Here is a 24,095-nt window from a genome sequence, read left to right on the forward strand (position 1 = left end):
AAAACAGCGCTTTTTTGTGTAGAGTCATTGACGTAAGGATTGGACGACATCTGGATCAGGTGTGACGTAAAGCGTCGTTTGATCCGTATAGATGACGAATCCGGGTTTTGCACCACTCGGTTTTTTGACATAACGTAGTTCCGTGAAGTCGACCGGGACTTGGCTCGACTCACGTGCTTTCGAGAAATAAGCCGCGACGATCGCTGCTTCCTTCAACGTCGTCTCGTCCGGTGCATCACTTTGAATGATGACGTGCGATCCCGGGATATCCTTCGTGTGTAGCCACGTATCGGACCGTCGACCGAACTTGAACGTCGCGTAATCATTTTGTTTATTGTTCTTTCCGACGAAGAATGGAAGACCAGTCGAAGAACGGTATGCTTCGAGTTGTGGGAGCTGTGGTTTCTTTTTCTTCTTTTGTCGTTCGCGCAGATAACCTTCTTCGACGAGTTCCTCGCGCATTTCCCGAATGTCTTCCGGGGAAGCGACGTCGAGCTGTGCAAGCAAACCTTCAAAATATGCAATCTCAGCTTGGTTCTTCTCGAGCTGACGCGCGACTTCGACTTTGGCGGTTTTTAATTTGTTATACCGTTTGTAGTAACGTTGCGCGTTCTCATTCGGTGAAAAGCGAGGGTCGAGCGAAATCGTGATCTCAGCGCCGTCTGGGTCATAGTAATCGACGACTGTCGCTTCCTTCATCCCACGTTCGAGCTGATACAGATAGGTCGTCAGTAATTCCCCTTTATGTTTCCACTCATCCATCCGTAGCGTCGCTTCTAAATCTTTTTCGAGTTTCGAGCGTTTTAGAATATTTTTATCATATTCACTCTTGATGAACCGTTCAAGATCAGCTGCTTGTTGTTTGACACGATCACGATTCGCCTTTTGATGGAAGAACGCATCGAGGACTTGACCACTCGTCTCGAACGTCTTCTCATCGATGATGGATCCTTCCGTTAAGCGGACGGGGGCGAAGCGTTCCTTTCCGCCTTCCATTCGTTGCAACACATAAGGACCATCGAGTTCCTTCAGGACATCTTGAAAAGCAGATGCAAGATTTGTCCGGTTGGCAAGACCTGCCCGTGTCACGATCTCTTTTGCGATTTGCGGGGATAGACCACTGAACAGACCAAGTAACTGGCGATCGAGTTTCCCAGCGTTCCAGTCAATCCGGTGAAGCGCCTTTTCGATATCTCCCGTAAGCGGATCAACTTTATCTTGTGCTGGTGGAAGTTGATAGGTCATGCCCGGCATGATCGTCCGGAAGGTATTTTGACTGAGTGGCAAGTGTTTGATCGCATCGAGAATCTTATCTTGTCCATCGGTCAAAATAATGTTCGAGTGACGTCCCATCAACTCGACATAGATTTTTTTCGCTTCCTCATCACCGAGTTCGTTCCGTGACCGGACGCGTAAGACGATGATTCGGTCACGTTCGAGTTGTTCGATTGATTCGATGAATCCACCTTCGACATGTTTGCGTAGCATCATGCAAAAGAGCGGAGGTTCACTCGGGTTGCTGACTGTTTCCGATGTAATGTGCATCCGTGCATACATGGCATTCGCAGAGGCGAGCAACAGTACGTTTTTTCGCTCGGCCCGGACCTGGAATACTAAATCCAATGTGTAAGGTTGGTATACCTTGTTGATCCGTCCTCCGACGAGTGGTTGGAGTTCTTCGACGACACGTGTCGTCATCAATCCGTCAAAAGCCATACGATTACCTTCTTTCTTGATTTCGTTCTCACTTTCTAAAGGTAACAGAAATGGCATCGTTATGGTATGATAAAGCAGTCGAGCTAAAAAAGATGACTTGCGAACTTCCCGTCTCTACTGCTAATATGAAACAATGTGAAGTTTGTGAGATGGAGGGGTTTTGAAGTGATTTTCAAAGAGCGTGGCTTATTACTCGTATTATCTGGTCCAAGTGGTGTCGGAAAGGGAACGGTCTGTCGTGCCTTGCGCGAAGATCAGGATAATGATCTGCATTACTCGGTATCCTGTACGACGCGCCAACCGCGCGAAGGAGAAGTAGATGGTGTTCACTATTTCTTTAAATCGCGTGAAGAATTCGAAGAGATGATTGCGAACAATCAACTCTTGGAATATGCTGAATTCGTAGGGAATTATTATGGAACACCTGTCGAGTGGGTGAACCAGATCCTAGATGAAGGAAAAGACGTCATTCTCGAAATCGAAGTTCAAGGGGCCATGCAGGTCAAAGAACATTTTCCGGAAGCTGTCTTCTTATTCCTTGCACCTCCAAGCCTCCAAGAATTGCGGAACCGCCTCGTAGGGCGTGGAACGGAATCGGAGGAAGTCATCAAGCAACGTCTTCTCGTCGCTAAGGAAGAGATCGAGATGATGGATGCGTATGACTATGTCGTGACGAACGACGAAATTCATAAAGCCTGTGATCGAATTCAAGCGATCGTCACAGCGGAACATTGCAGTCGGGAACGTGTCGCGTCCCTATATAAAAAAGCCATGGAGGTTAAGTGATATGTTATATCCATCAGTTGATAAGCTTCAAAAGAAAGTACCGTCGAAATATACGATCGTTACAGTTGCCGCAAAGCGTGCACGTCAAATCCAAGACGGGAAACGCGTGAAAGTCACGAACCCAAAATCGCATAAACCGGTCGGGAAAGCTTTAGAAGAGCTTTATTTCGAAGAAGTATCCGTCACGAACCAACCGCAAGACTAATTTTGAAGCAGCCACTTGTCATCGTGGCTGTTTTTTTCAATAAGGAGGACACCTACATGTTAACCAACCGAAACATTCTACTGTGTGTCGGCGGTGGAATCGCTTCCTATAAATCAGCAGCACTCGCTTCAAAACTCGTTCAAGCAGGGGCACACGTCCAAGTTGCAATGACGCGTAATGCACAACAATTCGTCGGTAAGACGACGTTTGAAGCACTGACGCGAAAAGCGGTCTATGATGATGTCTTCATCGAGCATGATCCGTCAAAGATCGCCCATATCGATTTAGCGGACGAAGCGGACTTAATCGTCGTCGCACCAGCGACAGCGAACTTGATCGCAAAACTCGCACACGGGATCGCAGATGACTTCATTACGACAACGATCCTCGCGGCAACGTGTCCCGTCATCGTCGCACCGGCGATGAATGTCAACATGCTCGAACATCCGGCGACAGTCCGCAATATCGAACAACTCAAGCAGGATGGTGTCCAGGTGATTGCACCGGGAGTCGGAAATCTCGCATGTGGTTGGGTCGGGAAAGGTCGTTTACCTGAACCGGAAGACTTAGTCGCAACACTCTCAACGTTCTTTGAAGATAAGTATTTAGCCGGGCGAAAAGTCTTGATCAGTGCAGGTCCGACAGTTGAACGGATTGATCCGGTCCGTTACTTGACGAATGACTCTTCAGGAAAGACAGGAATTGCACTTGCGGAAGCAGCGAGAGACGCAGGAGCAGATGTCACGCTCGTCCATGGACCCCTTCGGATCGGATTACCGACCGGCATATCGACGATTGCTGTTGAATCAGGACAAGAGATGCTTGCAGCCATGTTACGTGACTATGAGACGCAAGACATCGTCATCATGTCCGCTGCCGTAGCTGACTATCGACCGTCTGTCCAGTACGATCAGAAGCAAAAGAAAATTCACGGACCATTGCGGATTGAACTCGAGGAGACGACGGATATTCTGAAGACGCTCGGTGAGCAGAAACGACACCAGCTATTAGTCGGATTTGCAGCGGAGACGACGGATGTCGAGACGTTCGCGAAACAGAAACTCATCCGAAAGAAGGCGGATTTCATCGTCGCGAATGATGTCTCTCGTTCTGACATCGGATTTGTCAGCGACGAAAACGAGGTTGTCGTCTTCGGGAAGAATGATTCCGTCACGCGATACGATCAACAATTGAAATCGACGCTCGCTAAATCGCTCATGCGCCAATTTGCGGAGGCATTGGCATGATAGCCGAAGTCATCGTCGATGTCGCAGCAGCAACCGTCGATCGTCCGTTTGATTATGCCGTGCCGGAACTTTGGCAGGAGCTGATCGTTCCCGGGATGCGCGTCGAGGTACCATTTGGTCCACGGGCGTTGCTTGGAATTGTCGTCGGAACGAAAGCTACCTCTGATCTGACGAATGTCAAATCAATCGTTCGTGTCTTAGATGAGACTCCGACTTATACGCAGGAATTGCTCGAGCTGTCGGCTTATCTATCGGAAACGACATTGTGTTTTCAGGCGACGGCATTGCTTGCGATGCTGCCGGCTGCCTTAAAGGTGAGTTATGATAAACTGGTCATAGTCGAGACGGGCCCACTTCGGGCATATCATGGTAAGAAAATGAGTCAATTACCAACAGAAGTCCAACAAATCATCTTAACAGCGGCGAAACACGCTGACGTGACGCTTCAACCGGTCATTCGCGAGAAAAAGACGTCTAAGACGGATAAACGGATTCGTCTCCTAGAGGAACAGGCAACTTTTACGAAACAAGCAAGCCAACAAGCGGCACTGTATGCGTATATCCAAGAATTTCCGAATGCGCTTTGGAGTGAAATCAAGCAGGCGACGGGCGCAACGAGCGCGACGTTGAACGCCCTCGAGAAAAAAAGCATCATTGAAGTCGAGACGATTGATGTACGGCGAAATCCTTACGAACATCTCGTCCAAGACATCTTTGTGCCGTCCTCTTTGACGGAAAAACAACAGGAAGCTGTCTCGGCGATTACGGCTGAAGCTGAGACGGGAACATTTTTGTTACATGGCGTAACAGGAAGTGGTAAGACGGAAGTCTATCTTGAATCGATTCATGCACAACTCGAACGCGGTAGACAAGCGATCTTGCTCGTCCCTGAAATCAGTCTGACGCCGATGATGGTCAAACGGTTCAAACGTCGTTTCGGAGAACGGGTCGCTGTCTTGCATAGCGGTCTATCGCTCGGAGAAAAGTATGATGAGTGGCGCAAAATCGCACAAGGCGAGGTCGATGTCGTCGTCGGTGCACGGTCCGCTGTGTTTGCGCCGCTGACGAATATCGGAATCATCATTCTCGATGAAGAACATGAAACAACTTATAAACAAGAAGAGAATCCGCGCTATCATACGCGCGATGTCGCGAAGTGGCGGGCGGCCTATCACCGTTGTCCTGTCGTGCTCGGAAGTGCAACACCATTACTTGAGACGTATGCACGGGCACAAAAAGGGGTTTATCGGTACTTACCGCTTCGCGAACGATTCGGTGGGGAATTACCGCCTGTCGACATCGTTGATATGCGTAAAGAGCTTGAACGAGGCAATCGTACTCCGTTCAGTCTTGCACTCATCGAAGGCATCAAAGAACGAATCGAGCGCGGCGAACAGACGGTCTTGCTTTTGAACCGTCGTGGGTACACGACATTCGTCTTATGTCGGGATTGCGGTGAGACGTTGCAATGTCCACATTGTGCCGTTAATTTAACGTATCATCAGCACGAAGATCGCTTGAAGTGCCACTATTGTGGATTCGAGGCAGCGATGCCGAAAACTTGTCCGTCCTGTGAATCTACGAAGATTCGTCAGTTCGGAACGGGGACGCAAAAGATCGAGGAAGAGTTGGCGCATTTGATTCCGGAAGCGCGCATTATCCGGATGGATCAGGATACGACGTCTCGTAAAGGTGCACATGAGAAGTTACTCGATGCCTTCGAGCGTAAGGAAGGGAACATTCTTCTCGGGACACAGATGATCGCCAAAGGTCTCGACTTTCCAAATGTCACGCTCGTAGGGGTGCTCGCTGCCGATGCGACGCTCGGTATTCCGGATTTTCGGGCAAGTGAGCGAACGTTCCAGTTGATCACGCAAGTGTCGGGTCGTGCCGGGCGGGGGCAACTCGCCGGGCAGTCGATCATCCAGACCTATAATCCGGAGCACTACGTCATTCAGACGGCAAAACAGCATGATTTCGAAACGTTCTATAAGCGCGAGATGCAGTTGCGCAAACTCGGGGGACACCCTCCATTCTGGTTCCTTGGTTTAATCACGGTCTCAGCGACACATCCACTCGAAGCACAAGCAGAAGCGCAACAGATTGCTTCCGAGCTGCGGGCTTTCGAATCCGAGGACTTAGTCGTCAATGGACCGTTCGATGCGCCACTTGCCCGACTGAAGAATATGTACCGACAACAGATCTTAATTAAACATAAAGGGCAGGAAGATGTCCGGACACATCTCCGTGATATCTTAGCCCGTCGTCAAAAGTCAAAAACACAAGTCGCGATCGACTTGAATCCATTTGTATTCATGTGAGGTGTCTGTATGTATAAAGTAGTAGAAGTACCTAATGACGTATTACGACAGGTGTGTGAACCTGTCACGAAGTTCGATAAAAAACTTGGTAAGATGATCGACCGGATGTTCGATACGATGTATGAATATGATGGTGTCGGCTTAGCGGCACCGCAAATCAATCAACCGATCCGTGTAGCGGTCGTCCATACGGATGATGAGACAGGACCGATTGAGCTGATCAATCCGGAAATCATCGAAGCCGATGGTTCACAGATTGATGACGAAGGATGTCTCAGCATGCCAGGTGTTTTCGGACCGGTCGAACGGTTCGACCGCATCGTCGTCAAGTCGCAAGATCGTCTTGGACGGACGGTCAAAATCAAAGCAAACGGCTTTTTTGCACGTGCGATCCAGCACGAGATGGATCATTTAGACGGTGTCCTGTTCACGGATAAACTCGTCGAGCAAGAAAAGCCGCGCGTCGTCTTCATGGGGACACCTGAGTTTGCGGCAGGAACGCTACGTGAAGTGATCGATGCCGGGTATGACGTCGTCGGTGTCGTCTCGCAACCAGATAAGCCGGTCGGACGAAAACGGGAAGTCAAACCGACACCTGTTAAACTCGTTGCGATGGAACACGGTATTCCCGTGTTGCAACCGAAACGGATTCGAGAGGATTACCAAGAGGTTCTCGACTTAAAACCGGATCTCATCATCACGGCAGCTTACGGTCAGATCGTACCGACGGCGATTTTGGAAGCACCACGTTTTGGGGCGATCAACGTCCATGCGTCACTCCTACCGAAATATCGTGGCGGTGCACCGATTCATCAAGCAATCATCGATGGTGAAAAAGAGACAGGCGTGACGATCATGTATATGGTCGATCGACTTGACGCCGGTGATATGTTGTCAAAAATCATCGTTCCGATCGAAGAGAACGATACAGTCGGAACGATGTTCGAAAAATTAGCGGACGCAGGAGCGCGGCTGTTGCTTGAAACGTTGCCGCGTCTGTTAGCAGGTAAATTGACACCGGAAGCGCAAGTCGAGGCAGAAGCGACGTTTGCGCCGAATATCTCACGGGAACGGGAACGGCTTGATTTTACGTTACCGGGTGAGACACTCTATGATCAAATCCGAGGAATGAATCCTTTCCCAAGTACGTATACGATGCTTGGAAATGATCGTTTAAAAGTCTTTTTCGCAACGAAAGTTAAAGGAACGGGACGACCGGGTGAAATCATCGCTTTAGAAGCAGATGGTCCCGTCATCGCAACGGGTTCTGAAACAGCGTTGAAGCTGATCGACTTACAACCGTCCGGTAAAAAACGAATGGATGGTGCCACGTTCATGCGCGGGATCGGTCAATCGCTTGAACTCGGACAACAAGTAGGTGAGAACGCATGAATGTACGCGACGCAGCAGTAACGACACTGATGAAAATCGGTCAAGGTGGTGCCTTCTCGACAATCACCGTTCACCAGATGCTTGAAAAGCGTGCCATCTCAGCGTCAGATGTCGGTTTGTTCACGGAACTCGTCTACGGAACGCTCAGTCGTGAGTTGACGCTTGATTACATTTTGGAGCCATATTTAGCAAAACAGAAAAAACTTGATCCGTTCATGCGTCCGTTGTTACGGATGAGTGTGTATCAGTTGTTTTATCTTGATCGTGTACCGGATCATGCCGTCATCCATGAAGCTGTTGAGATTGCTAAAAAACGTGGAAAAGTCCATGTCTCGAAAGTCGTCAACGGAGTGCTCCGGAATGTATTACGGGCGGGAATGCCTCATTTCGCTGAGATTGAGCCTGTTGCAAAACGGATCAGTATCGAAACGAGTCACCCGCAGTGGCTCGTCGAACGCTGGCTTGAACTGTTTGGTCCGGAAGAAACGCTTCAGATCTGTCAATTGAATAACACGCCTGCACCGGTCACGGTTCGTATCAATCGGACGAAGACGACGCGAGAGGAAGCGATCGAGCTTCTACTCGACCAAGGTGTGACGGCAAAACCATCTACGGTAGCGCCAGACGGTCTCGAAATCGAACGAGGAAGCGTTCAAAAAACCGATTTGATCAATCGCGGATACCTATCTTTGCAGGATGAGAGCTCGATGCTTGTCGCTCGTGCACTTGGTGCAGAAGCATCTGATCATGTACTCGACAGCTGTGCTGCACCTGGTGGGAAAGCGATGCACATTGCTGAAGGTTTGACGACGGGTACACTACAGGCACTTGATCTTCATCCACATAAGATTAAACTGATTGAACAGCAAGCGACACGATTAGGTCTTACGACTGTTCAAGCAGAAGCGTTAGATGCACGTAAAGCAGGGGAACGCTTTGAAGTAGAATCTTTTGATCGAATTCTTGTTGACGCACCTTGTTCAGGACTCGGTGTCATTCGGAGAAAACCAGATATCAAATGGACGAAACGTCCGGAACAGCTCGAGCAACTGCCGAAAATCCAACGAGATATTCTGACAGCTGTCTTACCACTCGTTAAAAAGGGTGGAACCTTCGTCTATTCGACTTGTACGATTGATCCGACAGAAAACGAGGAGCAGACAGCGTTCATTCTCGATCAAGGGTTCGATTTTGACACATCCTTCGCGGCACGCATGCCAGAATCCGTGCGACATCTGATCGGGGATCGAGCAGAACTCAAGTTGTTACCGACGACAGTTGGAACGGACGGCTTCTATATTGCCGCGTTTAAAAAACGAGAAGATTGACACGAACGGAGGACTGTCATGGAGTTAGCTCACCTTTCGACTACTGGGAAAGTCAGGACTAAAAATGAGGATACGGTATTACTCGTCGGGAACGCCGAACGTGGTCTTGCCGTCGTTGCGGATGGTATGGGAGGTCATGCTGCTGGCGATATCGCAAGTGCGATCGTTCGCGAGGTATTTGAAGCATCCTTTTTACTCATGCCAAATCGTCCGATGGAATTGTCTGAATGGATAGAACAACGTGTAGCCGAGGCGAATGCCCGGATTCTTCAGTTTTCAAAAGAAGAGCAACTTGCGATCGTCGGAACGACCATTGCCTGTGTCTGCTGGGTCGAGGATTTGCTCGTCATCGGTCATGTTGGAGATAGTAGGGTCTATGCCCTTGAAGGTACGGTGTTAAAACAATTGACGGATGATCATTCATACGTCAATATGTTACGACAAATGGGAGAACTTTCGGATGAGGAAGTCGAAAATCATCCACGTAAGAATGTCATCACACGGTCGGTCGGCTCGAACGAAACGGTCGAAGTCGACATTCAAGTCAGAGATGCTCCAGACTATGACCTCGTCCTCGTCTGTAGTGACGGGTTGACCGATGAAGTGCCAGATGATGTCATCGAACAGATCATCTTACAGGATGAGCCGCTTGATGAGATCGTCGGACGATTGGTGAAAGAAGCGAATGCTCGAGGAGGCGCAGATAACATTACGATTGCCGCCATCCGGTTCAAAGAAAGAAAGAGGGTCTGAATATGCGATACGGAGATCGATTAAATGACCGCTACCGCATAGAACGGCTAGTTGGAAGTGGCGGGATGGCGAATGTCTATCAAGCCTATGATGAGATTTTAAAGCGTCATGTTGCCATTAAGATTTTACGAACTGAATTTTCGCATGACGAACAATTCATTCGTCGATTCGAACGTGAAGCACATGCTGCTACCAGCTTGAATCATCCAAACATCGTTGCCGTCTATGATGTAGGCGAAGAAGATGCCATCTATTACATCGTCATGGAGTATATCGATGGTATGACATTAAAAACATTTTGTGAAAATCAAGCATTACCTGTGCCGCAGGCAGTTGATATCATCGCTCAAATTTGTGATGCAATCGATCACGCCCATGCACACCGGATTATCCATCGCGATATTAAACCGCAAAACATGTTGATTCGAGAAGATGGTACCGTCAAAGTAACGGATTTCGGAATTGCTGTGGCGATGTCGAATGCGACGCTGACGCATACGATGTCCGTTCTTGGGTCCGTGCATTACTTTTCACCGGAACAAGCAAAAGGTAAATTTGCGGATGAGAAGTCGGATATCTATTCACTTGGTGCTGTCTTATACGAACTTGTGACAGGACAAGTACCGTTCGAAGGGGATTCACCGGTCGCGATTGCGCTGAAGCATCTGCAAGATACACCGCGTCGCCCATCCGTCTTGAATCCGAAAGTGCCACAAGCGCTTGAGAACTGTATCATGCAGGCGCTCGCGAAAGCACCGCATGACCGCCAACAGTCCGTCGCAGCCTTTAAGGCAGATATGGTGACGGCGTTGTCTGACGAACGGGCAAGTGAAGGCATTCGAGGTGCAGAAGAGGATGAGATGGAAAAGACGATGGTCTTGTCACCCGTCCAAGTGCCAGAAGAATCAAAAGCGGAACCAGAATCACCCGCCGTCACGACTGTTCAACCGAAAACACCGGAAAAGAAAAAGAAAAAACGCTGGTGGATCGTTCTCTTATTGCTCGTTTTACTCGGTGGAGCGGCTACGACGTTTGCGATGTGGCCAGATCCAACGGTCACCGTACCATCTGTCGTCAAGACGGATGGAGACGAAGCGGAAACGAAGCTTGAGAAACTAGGATTCGTTGTTGAGACGACAGAACGAAATAGCGATACAGTCGAGGAAGGCGATGTCATCAGTCAGACACCGCGTGAAAACGCACAAGTCAAGAAAGGCTCAACAGTCAACTTGGTCGTCTCTACAGGTAGTGCGCCGGTCGAAGTACCAGATGTGACAGATGACGCTGAAAAAGAGGCGATTGCCACATTAAAAGAGGCTGGATTCGCAAAAGTCGAGGTCGAACGTGAAAAGTCGGATGAAATCGAGCGAGGTAATGTGATCCGGCAATCGATCTCTGCTGGAACGGAAGTGATTGCAAAAGAACAGACGATTACGATCACTGTCTCGGAAGGAACGTCGTCCTTTGAATTGAAAGACTTGACGAACTTATCGAGTGATGAAGCGAAAGCGTATCTCGATGAAATGGGTCTCGACGGCACGTTTGAACAAGAATTTTCAAGTGACGTCAAGCTCGATCAAGTCATTCGTCAATTCCCACAAGCAGGAGCACAAGTCGAACCAAACGACTCTGTGACCGTCTTCATCTCTAAAGGTGAGGAAGAAAAAACGGTGACGGCAACGTTCCCTGAAAAGGTCGTCTATGATGCGGTCAGCGAGAATGAGGACGAGGAACCGCCGAAACAAGTCATCCGGATTGAGACGGAAGACGCGAAAGGGAAGCGGACCGTCATCGAGGAATCGATTGATCAAGATGAGACATTCGACGTACCGGTGACGATCGATCCGGGAGAAGAAGGAAAAATTACGATTTATAAAGACGATACGGTGTATCGTTCAAAAACCATCACGTACAACCAAGCAAAAGACGCACAATGAATGTGATGAAAAAGGAGTGCATAGGATGACGGAACAACGCATCGAAGAGAATCGAGAAGGAACGATCATACGTCTGCAGGGCGGCTTTTATGATGTCATGACACCAGAAGGAGAGGTTCGTTCAAGAGCAAGAGGGAATTTCCGAAAACGCGGTATCAGTCCAGTCGTCGGAGACGAGGTCGTTCTTCATATCGAAAGTGAGACCGGGTATATTCTCGAAGTGAAGGAGCGGGACAACTTTTTAGTACGCCCTCCAGTCGCGAATATCGATCAGGCATTGCTGGTCGTTTCGGCGGCAGAACCTGATTTTTCAGCGCACTTGCTCGACCGATTTCTCGTCTTGATCGAAGCGAAGGAAATTCAACCTGTCATCCTGTTGACGAAGATGGATTTGCTGGACGATGTCAAAGGACCGGCTGTCCGAGACGCCATTGCCGCTTATCGAAAAATTGGATATACAGTCATCGAGACATCAAGTGAGACATTGACGGGTGTTGAGCAAGTCCGTCCGTTACTTGCTGGAAAAACGAGCGTTCTCGCGGGACAATCCGGTGTTGGGAAAAGTTCATTGCTCAATGCACTGGAGCCCTCTCTTGATTTAGAAACGAGTGCGATCTCGAAATCACTGGGACGTGGCCGCCATACGACACGACACGTCACGTTGATGCCGCTTGCGGAAGGATTGATCGCCGATACGCCAGGGTTCTCGAACCTTGATTTTCCGTATGAAATGGAAATCGAGGATGTACGATGGAGTTTCCCAGAATTCGTAGCTGTACAAGATGATTGCAAATACCGAGGTTGTTTGCATTTGAATGAACCCGGTTGTGCCGTCAAAGAAGCTGTCGAAGCACGAGAAATCATGTCCTCTCGTTATGAGAACTATGGTATGTTTATAGACGAAATCAAGAATCGAGCCCGGAGGTATTGAAGATGATTAAAATTGCACCATCTATCTTATCAGCAGATTTTGCGAATCTCGAGCGTGATGTTAAAGCAGTCGAAGCGGCAGGAGCGGACTATATCCATTTTGATGTCATGGATGGTCAGTTCGTACCGAACATCTCATTTGGATTACCTGTGCTTAGCAGTTTACGTCAAAAGACGGATATGGTCCTTGACGTCCATTTGATGATTGATCAACCCGAACGTTTCGTCGAAGATTTCGTCAAGGCAGGGGCAGACATCGTGACATTCCACGTCGAAGCAACGAATCATGTCCATCGCGTCTTGCAACAAATCAAAGCAGCGGGCGCAAAGGCAGGGGTCGTCTTAAATCCGCATACGCCGTTATCAACGATTGAACACGTTCTTGAGGACGTCGACATGGTCTTATTGATGACGGTCAATCCGGGCTTTGGTGGACAGGCATTCATCGAGAGTGTCATGCCGAAACTCGCTTCACTTGCGCAAATGAAGGCAGATCGTGGTCTGACATTCGAAATCGAGATTGATGGTGGCGTCAATCCGGAAACGGCAAAACTTTGTATTGATAACGGTGCGAACGTTCTTGTCGCAGGATCAGCAATCTACAATGCACCAGATTATGCAAAGGCGATCACTAGCATTCGTCAAGGGGCTGCCGTATAATAAAGACGAGAAAACGAAATATGATGACCGCAAGGGGTGTCGCTTGAAAAGCGGCTGAGAGGAGTCTTTTAGACTTTAACCCTTCGAACCTGTTCCGTTCAAACGGACGTAGGGATGTGGCGCACGCAGGCAGTACGGCGTTCGTCGTACTGCCTTTTTGCGTCCTCTCGTACAATGAAGGAGGAAAAATAGCATGAAACGGTTACAAATGATGATGGAAATTGCCATCTTCGCCAGTCTCGGAGTCGTCTTTGATTTACTGATTCCATTCAAAATGCCACAAGGAGGCTCCATTAGCTTAGCGATGCTACCGATCTTCGTCATGGCATTTCGCCACGGTGTCATCGGGGGTGTCGTCACGGGAGCGCTTGTCGGTACGATTCAATTGATGTTCGCTCCACAAGTCTTGACGATCGTTCAACCGATGCTTGACTATACGATTGCGTATGGTGTCGTCGGATTAAGTGGTCTGTTCGCACGTCAAGTCAGACAAGCCGCGCGCAATGGACAAAAGAAAAGCTTAATGGCGTTCGTTCTCCTTGCGACGTTATTAGGAGCAGGGCTCCGCTATATTTGTCATGTCATCAGCGGAATCGTCTTCTTTGCCAAGTATGCAAAAGGTCCAGTCGTGGAATACTCTTTTGTCTATAACGCAACGTATATGGTTCCTTCTTACATCTTATGTGGAATCGTAGCAGGAATTCTATTCACGACTGCGCCACGCTTACTACGTTATTCGGCACGAGGTGTCTGAGATGCGGGCGATTCTCGTCTGTGCCGGTCCGCAAGAAGAAGTGCCGGATTTACGGACGTTTTGTCAGCCGGGTGATTTCATCGTCGGTGTCGACGGTGGTGTTCAGACGGTCGAATCGTTTGGGCTGACCTGTGATATGACAATCGGTGATTTCGATTCACTTGGTTATGTACCTGAAGGGGCAATCGTTCATCCGGCTGAGAAAGATGAGACGGATCTTGAACTTGCCCTTCGTACAGTGTCTGAGAGGGAACAGCATGAAGAGATCATCATTATCGGGGCGACAGGTGGAAGGCTTGACATGACTGTTCAAAATGTCTATTTGTTGAAGCAATATCCAGAGGCGCGACTTGTCACGAAACGAGAAGAGGTGCGATACTTGGCAGCGGGAACGTATGCAGTCGAAGCAAGGAGCTATCATTATCTTTCTTTCATTCCACTTGTGCCGTCGACCTTAAGCTTATCCGGAGTCAAATATCCACTGGATGCCCATCCAGTACCCGTCGGAGGTTCCTTGACGGTCAGTAATGAATGGCGTGCGTCAGAAGCGAAGGTAGAGCTCCATCAAGGAGAACTATTGATGATGCGGACGCTTAAGGAATAGAACAATCATAGGAAAGAGGTCGTGGATGATTCCGCGGCCTCTTTCATATGAAATTATTCTTCGAGTTGAGAAGGGGCGACACGGATGTCACTTTGAGCGGATAGATGTTTTCCTTTGACGAAGAGATGATAACTTCCCCACATGACAAGGAAGAAAGGAACACCGATGTATAGCGCGATTCGTTGATCCGCTTGAAACGCTAGACTGACGAGGACAACGACGTTTAGCGTCAACGATATCAACGGTAACACTGGATAGAGTGGTGTCTTGAATTTTAATTCGGATAAATCGTGTCCGTTTCGTAAAAACTGACGACGAAATGCGAGCTGAGAAGCAGAGATGGAAATCCAGCCGACTTGAGCGCCAAGTCCGGCTAAGGACAAGAGCCAAATAAAGACGGTATCCTCTGCGAAAAACGCGGTCAGGAGCGATAACATCGCAAACATCATCGTAAAGAGTAAAGCGCGCATCGGCACACCACGTGCATTGACGTAAGATAATTTCTTTGAAATCATCCCTTCTTGCGCCATCGCCCATAACATCCGGGTCGCCGCATATAATCCGGAGTTTCCGACGGATAATAACGCTGTCAAGACGACGATGTTCATCAAATCAGCAGCGTACGGGATACCGATCGCATCAAAGACCATGATGAACGGGCTGCTGATTCCTCCAGCCGTCTCATACGGGATTAATGCACCAACGATCGTAATCGATAAGACGAAGAAGATGAACGTACGCCAGACTGTATTCCGGATGGCTTTTGGAATCGATTTTTCTGGCGTGTCGGACTCCCCAGCCGCAACACCGATCAATTCCGTTCCTTGGAAGGCGAAGTTGACAGCAATCATCGTCGTCAAGACGCCAAGAATCCCGTTTGGAAACCAACCGCTTGCCGTAAAGTTCGCGAATAACGAGGTTGGACGATCTGCTTCCATCGGTAACCAGCCGAACCAAGCAGCGCCACCTAGAATGATGAAGAAAAGGATCGCGAGGACCTTCAAACTCGAGAACCAGAATTCGGCTTCACCGAATGCTTTGGCTGAGACGGCATTCAGACCGAACAGTAAGACCGTAAAGACGGTACACCAGACAACGACGGGTACATTCGGAAACCAGCGGTCCATCAAACTGCCAGCTGCCGTGATTTCGAGTGCGACCGTCACGGCCCAGCCGAGCCAATAAATCCAACCGACGGCAAAGCCAATTCCTGGTCCGATGAAGCGGGTCGTATAGGTCTGGAAGGACCCCGAGACCGGCATATAGACCGCTAATTCCCCTAGACATAACATCGTCAGATACATGATGGTCCCACCCACGATGTAACTGAGGACCGCCCCGAGAGGTCCTGCTTGTGAAATCGTTAACCCTGACCCTAAAAATAAGCCTGTCCCGATGATTCCCCCGAGTGAGATCATGAACAGGTGTCGACTCGTCATCTCTCGCTTGAGTTGCATGATGACTTCCCCCAATTCTGACAAAATAAAGTACGTTCCTATTGTAAGCGTTTTCAATAAAAGCGACAATTAGTTTATGAGAAAAATAAATGAGGGTATAAAAAAACCGGAAGGGAAGATTCCCATCCGGTGGTTGCGCCTTATACGCGTTCGACTTTACCTGATTTAAGAGCTCGAGCTGAAACCCAAACCTTTTTCGGCTTACCGTCGACGAGGATACGTACTTTTTGTACGTTGACTCCCCAAGTACGTTTTGTTTTGTTCAATGCGTGTGAACGGTTGTTACCCGACTTTGGCGATTTCCCAGTAACGTAGCATTTACGTGCCATGCGTTCCGCCTCCTTTTATGTTGTTTTGCGTTCGTCCTAATAGACACTTTGCTATCTTAGCATGGTGTCAGGGCGGTTGCAACATAAAAAAAGTAGCTGACAAGAAAAAAACTTGACAGACAACCTCGAAATTTAAAATAATGGATGAGGATGATGGTAAAAGTTCATTTGACCGCTACTATTTTTCACTTATTCATTGTATAGTCAGTACGGCGACTTTTCAATAGTAGGTCCTTATAGTAGAATTATGAGAAGAATACAATATTCAAAGGGGGCTACTCAGGTGGCGATCGAGATGAAAACGACCTATGGAAAGATTGATGTAGATAATGATGTCGTCGCGCAACTTGCGGGCGGCGCAGCAATGGAATGTTTTGGTGTCGTTGGTATGGCATCCCAGTCTCAAATCAAGGATGGTCTTGCAGAACTCTTAAAACGCGAGAACTTTGCACGCGGTGTCATCGTTCGACAGGCTTCAGAGCAGGTCCATATCGATATGCATATCATCGTAAGTTATGGAACGAAAATCTCAGAGGTGGCGAATAACGTACAGAGTCGCGTGAAATACACGCTCAGTCAGGCACTAGGTCTTGACGTGACATCTGTGAACATCTTTGTCCAAGGAGTCCGCTTGACGAATGTCTAAGGCGGGAATAGAGGAGGAAACTTTAGTGAGTGTAGATCGTTTAACAGGAGCGCAGTTAGTCAAGATGATTCAAAATGGCGCGGCGAATCTCTATCAAAACGCAGATTTCGTCGATTCATTGAACGTCTTCCCTGTGCCAGATGGTGATACGGGAACGAACATGAATTTGACGATGACTTCAGGTGCAAAAGAAGCAGGTAAATCAACTTCGGATTCTGTATCGGAAGTCGCGAACGTCTTCGCACGTGGATTATTGATGGGAGCACGCGGAAACTCTGGCGTCATCTTAAGCCAATTGTTCCGTGGATTCTCGAAATCAATCGAAGGTAAGACAACGATTGATACGAAGGAATTCGCAGATGCGTTGCAAAAAGGTGTCGATACAGCATACAAAGCAGTCATGAAACCGGTCGAAGGAACAATCTTGACGGTTGCCCGTGAAACAGCTGTCGCTGCTATCGCACAATCTGAGACGACGACGGATTTCTTAGAGTTGATGCGTCAACTCGTCGAAGCGTCGAAAGTATCGCTCGACGGTACACCAGAACTTCTTCCGGTATTAAAAGAAGTAGGCGTCGTTGACTCTGGTGGTCAAGGTCTCGTCTGTATCTATGAAGGATTCCTCGCAACGCTCGAAGGAAAAGAACTCGACAAGCCGCATGCGCCTGTCATGGAAGCACTCGTCGAAGCAGAGCATCATAAAACGGCTCAAAGCTTCATGTCGACGGAGGAAATCCATTACGGTTACTGCACGGAAATCATGGTTCGTTTCCAGGATGACAAACTTGCGAATGCACCGTTCAGCGAAGAAGACTTCCGTAACGAATTAGCGGAATTCGGTGATTCGTTGCTTGTCGTCGCGGATGAAGAACTCCTTAAAGTTCACGTCCACGTCGAAACACCAGGAGAAGTCATCACAAAAGGACAACGTTTCGGTGAACTCGTCGCTGTTAAGATTGAAAACATGCGTCAACAACACTCGACGATCCTTGAAGAAGAAGGCGCGAACCAAGTCACTCCAGTTGCTGCACCGAAGGCAAAAGCGAAAGCAGCCCTCGTGACAGTCGCAATGGGTGAAGGAATCAGTGAACTCTTTAAATCACTCGGTGTCAGTGTCGTCATCGAAGGCGGACAAACGATGAACCCATCAACGGAAGATATCGTTAAGGCGATCGAGGATGCACACGCGGAACACGTTTATGTCTACCCGAACAACTCGAACATCATCATGGCGGCTGAACAAGCAGCATCTGTCGCGAATTGTGGTGTGACGGTCGTGAAATCAAAAACAGTCCCACAAGGTTTAGCAGCAACAATCGTTTATAACCCGGAAGCGACTGTCGAAGAGAACGAAGCGCATATGGCGGATGCGATTGCAGCTGTTAAGTCGGGTCAAGTCACATATGCTGTACGTGATACGAACATCGATGGTGTTGAAATCAAGAAGGACGACCATATGGCGATTGCTGAAAAACAAATCGTCGCTACAGACGGATCAAGTCTTGGTGCTGTCAAGAAACTCGTCGATACACTCGTCACGGAAGATGATGAGATCATCACGGTTCTTTACGGTGAAGGCGTCTCAACAGAAGAAGTTGACGCACTCGTCGCGTACATCGAATCGGTTAATCCGGATGCTGAAGTGGAAGTCCACGACGGTAAACAACCACTTTATTCGTACATTTTAAGCGTCGAATAAAACCATCATACTGAAAAAGGGCGACTAGCCTTTTCACGAATCCCACCATCTGCGATAATAGAGGTGGGATTTCGTTTGTTTCATAGAGAGGGGAAAAGAGATGAAATATCGTAGCGTCTTTGACATCATCGGACCAGTCATGGTTGGTCCATCAAGCTCGCATACAGCGGGAGCTGCACGGATTGGATTGATGGCGGGTAAATTATTCGGGGAAACACCTACTGTCATCCACATCACGTTTTATGGGTCATTTGCTGATACGTATCGCGGACATGGAACGGATGTGGCGATTATTGGCGGGGTTCTCGGATACGACACGTTCGACGACCGGATTCCACAATCGATCGATATCGCGAAGTCGAAAGGGATTAAGATTCATTTCGAGACGAGTGAGGCGTTGACGGATCATCCGAATACGGCACGTGTCCACTTGTCGAATGGATTAGAAGAGTTTGAATTGGTTGGTATTTCAATCGGTGGGGGAACAATTGAGATCACGGAACTAAATGGTGTACCGCTTCGCTTGTCCGGTGGGGGACCGGCACTCGTCGTCTTACACCATGACCGCTTTGGTGCGATTGCAGCCGTGACGAGCATTTTGGCTGATTACGAAATCAACATTGGGCATATGGAAGTGTCACGGCACGAAAAAGGAAAACAAGCACTCATGGCAATTGAGATTGATGACCGGATAACGGCAGAAGTGTTGGAAGAAATCGATCGGTTACCTCAAGTCGAGCGTGCCGTCATGATGGGAGAGTGAAAACATGTTTAAATCCGTAAAAGAACTCGTCGCCATCGCGACGGAACGAAACATTCCGATTTCGGAAGTCATGATCGAGCAAGAGATGACGGTTCGTCACTTAGAGCGGGATGAAGTTTACGCGATGATGGAGCGAAACCTACAAGTCATGGAAGAAGCAGTCGCTCGTTCACTTGATGGTGATGGTGTCCAGTCGGTGACAGGACTAACCGGTGGGGATGCTGTCTTGCTTCAACGGTACCGTGCTTCAGGTAAAGGATTATCCGGTGATTTATTACTGGACGCCGTTAGTAAGGCAATCGGAACGAATGAAGTCAATGCTGCGATGGGAAAAATTTGTGCGACACCAACGGCAGGGAGTGCCGGCGTCGTGCCAGGTACGTTATTTGCGGTCAAAGATCGCTTAAACCCAACGCGTGAGCAGATGTTACGCTTCTTGTTCACATCCGGTGCGTTCGGCTTCGTCGTCGCGAATAATGCGTCGATTTCCGGAGCAGCTGGTGGCTGTCAGGCAGAAGTTGGTTCAGCAACAGCGATGGCAGCAGCTGCGATCGTTGAGATGGCAGGCGGGACGCCGGATCAGTCAGCGCATGCTTTTGCGATCGCGCTGAAGAACATGCTCGGACTCGTCTGTGATCCTGTTGCAGGACTCGTCGAAGTACCGTGCGTCAAACGAAATGCAATGGGTGGGGCGAATGCCGTCGTCGCTGCCGATATGGCACTCGCTGGAATCACGTCACGGATTCCGTGTGATGAAGTCATCTCAGCCATGCATGAGATTGGTCAGATGATGCCATCTGCGCTTCGCGAGACAGCAAAAGGCGGACTCGCGAATACACCGACGGGTCGCTGGCTCGAAGCGAAAATCTTCGGAGAGTTATCGAATGAATCCATCACGTGACGTCAAGACGCTAAAAGGTGTCGGACGGGATTTGGCGAAAAAACTAGAAGAGATGAATATTCTCACCGTTGCGGACGTGCTCGAGCACGTCCCGTTTCGTTATGACGACTTCGTGACGGGAAGTCTAACGGAAGCGATTCATGAGGATAAAGTCAAGTTCACGGGTCAAGTCCAGTCTGAACCACTTGTGCGCTATTACGGTAAAGGAAAGAATCGTTTAACGTTCCGTCTGCTCGTTGAAGAACGATATAGTGTGACGGTGACGATGTTCAACCGAGCATTCTACAAAGACCAACTACAACTCGGGGCAGAAGTGACGGTCAGTGGCAAATGGGATTTGCACCGAATGACGATCTCTGCGACGGAACTACAATTCGGAGCAATCGAAGGTGAATTGACACCGGTCTATTCGTTACGTGGCGACATGCGGATGAAGACGTTTCGACGCGTCGTCGACTTGGCGTTTAAGGAGACTGAGGCATTGGCTGAACGGATACCGGATAGCATCCGGAAGACATACCGGTTACAAGATCGGATGACGATGCTAAAGGCACTTCATTTCCCGACGAATCGAAAAGAGTTAACGGCAGCTCGTCGGAGCTATGTCTATGAGGAGTGTCTTTATTTTCAGCTGAAGTTACAGGCATTACGTCTTGGACGAAGAAAAGGTCAAGGGATTGCCTTGCCTCTGCACGAAGCGGATATAGCGAATTTCATCAAGAGTCTACCGTTTCCACTGACAGGAGCGCAACAGCGCGTGACAAAAGAAATCCTAGACGACATAAGTCGCGGCGAACGAATGAATCGGTTGTTGCAAGGGGACGTTGGAAGCGGGAAGACCGTCATCGCTGCCATCGCCTTGTTCGCGACGGTTCGTGCCGGAAGACAAGGCGCCTTAATGGTGCCGACCGAAATTTTAGCGGAACAGCATGCAGCGTCGCTCGCCCCATTGCTTGAACCACTTGGGATTCGGGTCGGTCTACTGACAAGTTCGGTTAAAGGGAAAGCACGGGTGCATTTACTAGAAGCTCTTGTAACTGGAGAGATTGACGTCTTGGTCGGAACACATGCGCTGATTCAAGATACCGTCCAGTTCAAGGCATTACACCTCGTCATCACCGATGAACAACATCGCTTCGGTGTCGAACAACGGAAACGATTGCGCGCGAAAGCCGAACAGGCAGATGTATTATATATGACAGCGACACCGATTCCGCGTACGCTTGCGATATCGGTCTTTGGAGATATGGATGTTTCGATCATCGATGAGATGCCGGCGGGACGAAAGGAAATCGAGACCTACTGGGCGAAACCACAACAGATGGAACGCGTTTTCGGGTTCGTCGAGAAAGAATTGTCGCAAGGAAGACAAGCCTACGTCATCACGCCATTGATCGAGGAATCCGAATCACTCGAAGTTCAAAATGCGATTGAATTACATGCGATATTGACTGAGCGGTTCAAGCCCTATCATGTCGGTTTGATGCATGGGCGCTTGACTTCTTCCGAAAAAGACGAAGTCATGCAGGCGTTCAAGGAGAATACCGTTCAAATCCTTGTTTCAACGACTGTCGTCGAGGTCGGCGTGAACGTTCCGAACGCGTCGATCATCGTCATTCATGATGCAGAACGCTTCGGTCTTGCGCAATTACACCAATTAAGAGGACGCGTCGGTCGAGGTGACGCCCAGTCTTATTGTATTCTAATCGCCGATCCCTCTTCCGATACGGGAAAAGAACGGATCAAGACGATGACGGAGACGAACGATGGCTTCAAGCTAGCGGAAAAGGATTTGAAACTGCGCGGAGCCGGAAATTTCTTTGGTACCGAACAAAGTGGTTTACCGCGATTCGTCTTGACTGATCCTGCGCTCGATATACAAGTCATGGAAACCGCGCGACAAGATGCAGTCCGCTTACTGCGATCGGACGCCTTTTGGCAAGCGCCGGAATATGATGTCTTACGTGACTATATCGAACGACAAGGGCTACTTGAAGGAGAAAGAATCGAATAATACTTGAAAGTGAACAACAAGGGATATATACTACTGTTAGTACCAGGTAATAATAGTGGTCATCCTTCTTGTGGGAGGAACATACATGCGGGTACCTAAAAAAGAGAGACAACAAGAATTATTACAGACGATCGAGCAAAATCCGTTCATCACGGATGAAGCGCTGGCGACACGATTCCGTGTCAGTATCCAGACGATTCGTCTCGACCGGATGGAATTAAAGATTCCGGAATTACGGGAGCGAATTAAACACGTCGCGACCGAACGGCTGGATGATGTGCGTACGTTGACTGAAAATGAAGTCATTGGTGATATGATTGACCTGAAACTCGATACATCTGCCATCTCGATCCTTGAGATTTTGCCGGAACATGCATTTAGTCGGAATGCAATCGCCCGCGGACATATTTTGTTCGCGCAGGCAAACTCGCTTGCGATTGCACTCATCGATGATGAACTCGCGTTGACGACACGTGCGAACGTCCAGTTCACACGCTCCGTTCACGTCGGAGAACGCGTCGTTGCGAAGGCGTTCGTCAGTTCCCATCGTCAAGATGGGCGTTCTGACATCACGGTGGAGAGTTATGTCGGTGAAGAATGTGTCTTCATCGGTGAGTTCACGGTGTATCGAAGTAGTAAGGAGGAATCGAAATGATTTTAGCAGTTGACGCTATGGGGGGCGACCACGCACCCCGTGCCATCGTAGAAGGGGTCGTTGCCTATTTGGCAGAACGTCCAAACGAAGACATCGATATCCGACTAGTCGGAGATGAGTTGAAATTACGCTCATACACAATCGAGGATCCGCGCGTGACGATCGTCCACGCGGCATCCGTCATCACCGGAGAAGATGAACCGGTACGTGCGATTCGCCGCAAGAAAGATAGCTCACTCGTTGTGGCTGCAAACCTGGTGAAATCAGGAGAAGCAGATGCCTTGATTTCAGCAGGAAACACGGGAGCGCTCATGACTGCCGGATTGTTCGTCATCGGTCGAATCGAAGGAGTTGACCGTCCTGCACTGGCCCCGACTTTCCCGACACGTAATGGGAAAGGTGTCGTCATCTTAGATGTTGGCGCCAATCCGGATGCGAAGGCAGAGCATTTGCTCGATTATGCCATCATGGGGTCTGTCTACGCAGAACAAGTTCGCGGCATCACACGTCCGAAAGTCGGACTCCTGAATATCGGATCAGAAGCCGGTAAAGGGAATGCACTGACGAAGGAAACGTATCCGCTACTTGAGACAGCACCGATTCATTTCGTTGGGAACGTCGAGGCGAGAGAAGCGATGAGCGGTGACGTCGATGTCATCGTCACGGAAGGTTTTGCCGGCAATACGTTACTTAAGAGTACAGAAGGGGCTGCCAGTATGATCATGGGTGTCATGAAAGAACAGTTCATGAGCTCGTGGACATCAAAGCTCGCCGCTCTCGTACTGAAACCGAAGTTAAAAAAAATGAAGCAGTTGCTCGCTTATGAAGAATATGGCGGTGCTGGACTATTCGGCATTGCGGCTCCGGTCATCAAGGCGCATGGTTCAAGTAATGCCTACGCATTTAGCCGAGCGCTCGTTCAAGCGGAAAAGATGGTCGAACAAGAAGTCGTTGCCAAAATCGTTCAAGCGAAGGCAACAGAAGCACGTTAAGAAGGA

22 protein-coding genes, 1 pseudogene and 1 riboswitch are annotated in these 24,095 nt (G+C 48.9%); of the genes and pseudogenes, 20 read left to right on the plus strand and 3 right to left on the minus strand.

Going from position 1 to position 24,095, the window contains the following annotated elements:
• Positions 1-24: 24 nt before the first annotated feature.
• Positions 25-1,716, minus strand: a complete 1,692-nt coding sequence (locus KNQ15_RS00515) for an Rqc2 family fibronectin-binding protein (RefSeq protein ID WP_214727069.1) — start codon at positions 1,714-1,716, stop codon at positions 25-27.
• 168 nt (positions 1,717-1,884) lie between these two features.
• Here KNQ15_RS00515 and gmk point away from each other — a divergent pair, with 168 nt between their 5' ends.
• The 13 genes and pseudogenes from gmk to KNQ15_RS00575 all read left to right on the plus strand — a co-directional run bounded on the left by gmk (position 1,885) and on the right by KNQ15_RS00575 (position 14,633).
• Complete coding sequence (gene gmk / locus KNQ15_RS00520) at positions 1,885-2,502, plus strand: guanylate kinase (RefSeq protein ID WP_174316772.1); 618 nt, start codon at positions 1,885-1,887, stop codon at positions 2,500-2,502.
• Between the two features lies 1 nt (position 2,503).
• The gene (gene rpoZ, locus KNQ15_RS00525; protein WP_029342114.1) at positions 2,504-2,707 is read left to right on the plus strand and encodes a DNA-directed RNA polymerase subunit omega; all 204 of its coding nucleotides are present in this window, start codon (positions 2,504-2,506) and stop codon (positions 2,705-2,707) included.
• A gap of 56 nt (positions 2,708-2,763) precedes the next feature.
• Positions 2,764-3,954 (plus strand): bifunctional phosphopantothenoylcysteine decarboxylase/phosphopantothenate--cysteine ligase CoaBC, encoded by a 1,191-nt coding sequence (gene coaBC, locus KNQ15_RS00530; RefSeq protein ID WP_214727076.1) that lies wholly within the window; start codon positions 2,764-2,766, stop codon positions 3,952-3,954.
• Positions 3,951-6,275 (plus strand): primosomal protein N', encoded by a 2,325-nt coding sequence (gene priA / locus KNQ15_RS00535; RefSeq protein WP_214727077.1) that lies wholly within the window; start codon positions 3,951-3,953, stop codon positions 6,273-6,275. Before coaBC ends, priA begins: the two co-directional genes overlap by 4 nt.
• A 9-nt stretch (positions 6,276-6,284) precedes the next feature.
• A pseudogene (gene def, locus KNQ15_RS17000) lies at positions 6,285-6,722 on the plus strand (peptide deformylase); the annotation flags it as partial.
• Positions 6,723-6,746: 24 nt separating this feature from the next.
• Complete coding sequence (fmt, locus tag KNQ15_RS00540) at positions 6,747-7,667, plus strand: methionyl-tRNA formyltransferase (protein ID WP_353048881.1); 921 nt, start codon at positions 6,747-6,749, stop codon at positions 7,665-7,667.
• Positions 7,664-8,995 carry a 16S rRNA (cytosine(967)-C(5))-methyltransferase RsmB gene (gene rsmB / locus KNQ15_RS00545; RefSeq protein ID WP_029342110.1) on the plus strand — a complete coding sequence of 444 codons (1,332 nt, stop codon included), beginning with the start codon at positions 7,664-7,666 and terminating at the stop codon, positions 8,993-8,995. The genes fmt and rsmB overlap by 4 nt, the downstream gene beginning before the upstream one ends.
• A gap of 18 nt (positions 8,996-9,013) precedes the next feature.
• On the plus strand, positions 9,014-9,748 hold the full coding sequence (locus KNQ15_RS00550; RefSeq protein ID WP_214727080.1) for a Stp1/IreP family PP2C-type Ser/Thr phosphatase: 735 nt from the start codon (positions 9,014-9,016) through the stop codon (positions 9,746-9,748).
• Between the two features lie 2 nt (positions 9,749-9,750).
• Positions 9,751-11,685: a Stk1 family PASTA domain-containing Ser/Thr kinase gene (pknB, locus tag KNQ15_RS00555; RefSeq protein ID WP_214727082.1), complete on the plus strand. Its 1,935-nt coding sequence runs from the start codon at positions 9,751-9,753 to the stop codon at positions 11,683-11,685.
• A gap of 25 nt (positions 11,686-11,710) precedes the next feature.
• Positions 11,711-12,616, plus strand: a complete 906-nt coding sequence (rsgA, locus tag KNQ15_RS00560) for a ribosome small subunit-dependent GTPase A (protein ID WP_214727094.1) — start codon at positions 11,711-11,713, stop codon at positions 12,614-12,616.
• Positions 12,617-12,618: 2 nt separating this feature from the next.
• Positions 12,619-13,275 carry a ribulose-phosphate 3-epimerase gene (gene rpe / locus KNQ15_RS00565; protein WP_214727096.1) on the plus strand — a complete coding sequence of 219 codons (657 nt, stop codon included), beginning with the start codon at positions 12,619-12,621 and terminating at the stop codon, positions 13,273-13,275.
• Between the two features lie 22 nt (positions 13,276-13,297).
• A riboswitch (TPP riboswitch) is annotated at positions 13,298-13,407 on the plus strand.
• A gap of 61 nt (positions 13,408-13,468) precedes the next feature.
• Positions 13,469-14,029 (plus strand): energy-coupled thiamine transporter ThiT, encoded by a 561-nt coding sequence (gene thiT / locus KNQ15_RS00570; protein ID WP_214727098.1) that lies wholly within the window; start codon positions 13,469-13,471, stop codon positions 14,027-14,029.
• Between the two features lies 1 nt (position 14,030).
• Complete coding sequence (locus KNQ15_RS00575; RefSeq protein ID WP_214727100.1) at positions 14,031-14,633, plus strand: thiamine diphosphokinase; 603 nt, start codon at positions 14,031-14,033, stop codon at positions 14,631-14,633.
• Between the two features lie 53 nt (positions 14,634-14,686).
• Here the strand turns inward: KNQ15_RS00575 and KNQ15_RS00580 are convergent, their stop codons facing one another.
• Positions 14,687-16,090, minus strand: coding sequence for an amino acid permease (locus KNQ15_RS00580; RefSeq protein WP_214727102.1), 1,404 nt, complete (start codon positions 16,088-16,090; stop codon positions 14,687-14,689).
• A gap of 140 nt (positions 16,091-16,230) precedes the next feature.
• Positions 16,231-16,419 (minus strand): 50S ribosomal protein L28, encoded by a 189-nt coding sequence (gene rpmB / locus KNQ15_RS00585; RefSeq protein WP_023468758.1) that lies wholly within the window; start codon positions 16,417-16,419, stop codon positions 16,231-16,233.
• A 283-nt stretch (positions 16,420-16,702) separates the two neighbouring features.
• Between rpmB and KNQ15_RS00590 the strand changes: the two genes are divergently transcribed.
• The 7 genes from KNQ15_RS00590 (at position 16,703) to plsX (ending at position 24,089) form a co-directional block, all read left to right on the plus strand.
• The gene (locus tag KNQ15_RS00590) at positions 16,703-17,065 is read left to right on the plus strand and encodes an Asp23/Gls24 family envelope stress response protein (protein ID WP_023468757.1); all 363 of its coding nucleotides are present in this window, start codon (positions 16,703-16,705) and stop codon (positions 17,063-17,065) included.
• A gap of 25 nt (positions 17,066-17,090) precedes the next feature.
• A complete protein-coding gene (locus KNQ15_RS00595; RefSeq protein WP_029342102.1) occupies positions 17,091-18,764 on the plus strand; it encodes a DAK2 domain-containing protein in 1,674 nt (557 codons plus the stop codon).
• A gap of 100 nt (positions 18,765-18,864) precedes the next feature.
• A complete protein-coding gene (sdaAB, locus tag KNQ15_RS00600) occupies positions 18,865-19,527 on the plus strand; it encodes an L-serine ammonia-lyase, iron-sulfur-dependent subunit beta (RefSeq protein ID WP_214727104.1) in 663 nt (220 codons plus the stop codon).
• Between the two features lie 4 nt (positions 19,528-19,531).
• A complete protein-coding gene (gene sdaAA, locus KNQ15_RS00605) occupies positions 19,532-20,428 on the plus strand; it encodes an L-serine ammonia-lyase, iron-sulfur-dependent, subunit alpha (RefSeq protein ID WP_023468754.1) in 897 nt (298 codons plus the stop codon).
• On the plus strand, positions 20,412-22,442 hold the full coding sequence (gene recG / locus KNQ15_RS00610) for an ATP-dependent DNA helicase RecG (RefSeq protein WP_214727112.1): 2,031 nt from the start codon (positions 20,412-20,414) through the stop codon (positions 22,440-22,442). Before sdaAA ends, recG begins: the two co-directional genes overlap by 17 nt.
• 85 nt (positions 22,443-22,527) lie before the next feature.
• Positions 22,528-23,097: a transcription factor FapR gene (fapR, locus tag KNQ15_RS00615; RefSeq protein ID WP_023468752.1), complete on the plus strand. Its 570-nt coding sequence runs from the start codon at positions 22,528-22,530 to the stop codon at positions 23,095-23,097.
• Entirely contained in the window at positions 23,094-24,089 is a 996-nt protein-coding gene (plsX, locus tag KNQ15_RS00620) for a phosphate acyltransferase PlsX (protein WP_029342098.1), read from the plus strand. The genes fapR and plsX overlap by 4 nt, the downstream gene beginning before the upstream one ends.
• Positions 24,090-24,095 lie beyond the last annotated feature (6 nt).

This window comes from Exiguobacterium sp. s168 (assembly GCF_018619035.1).
In the GTDB taxonomy this organism is placed as follows: domain Bacteria; phylum Bacillota; class Bacilli; order Exiguobacteriales; family Exiguobacteriaceae; genus Exiguobacterium_A; species Exiguobacterium_A acetylicum.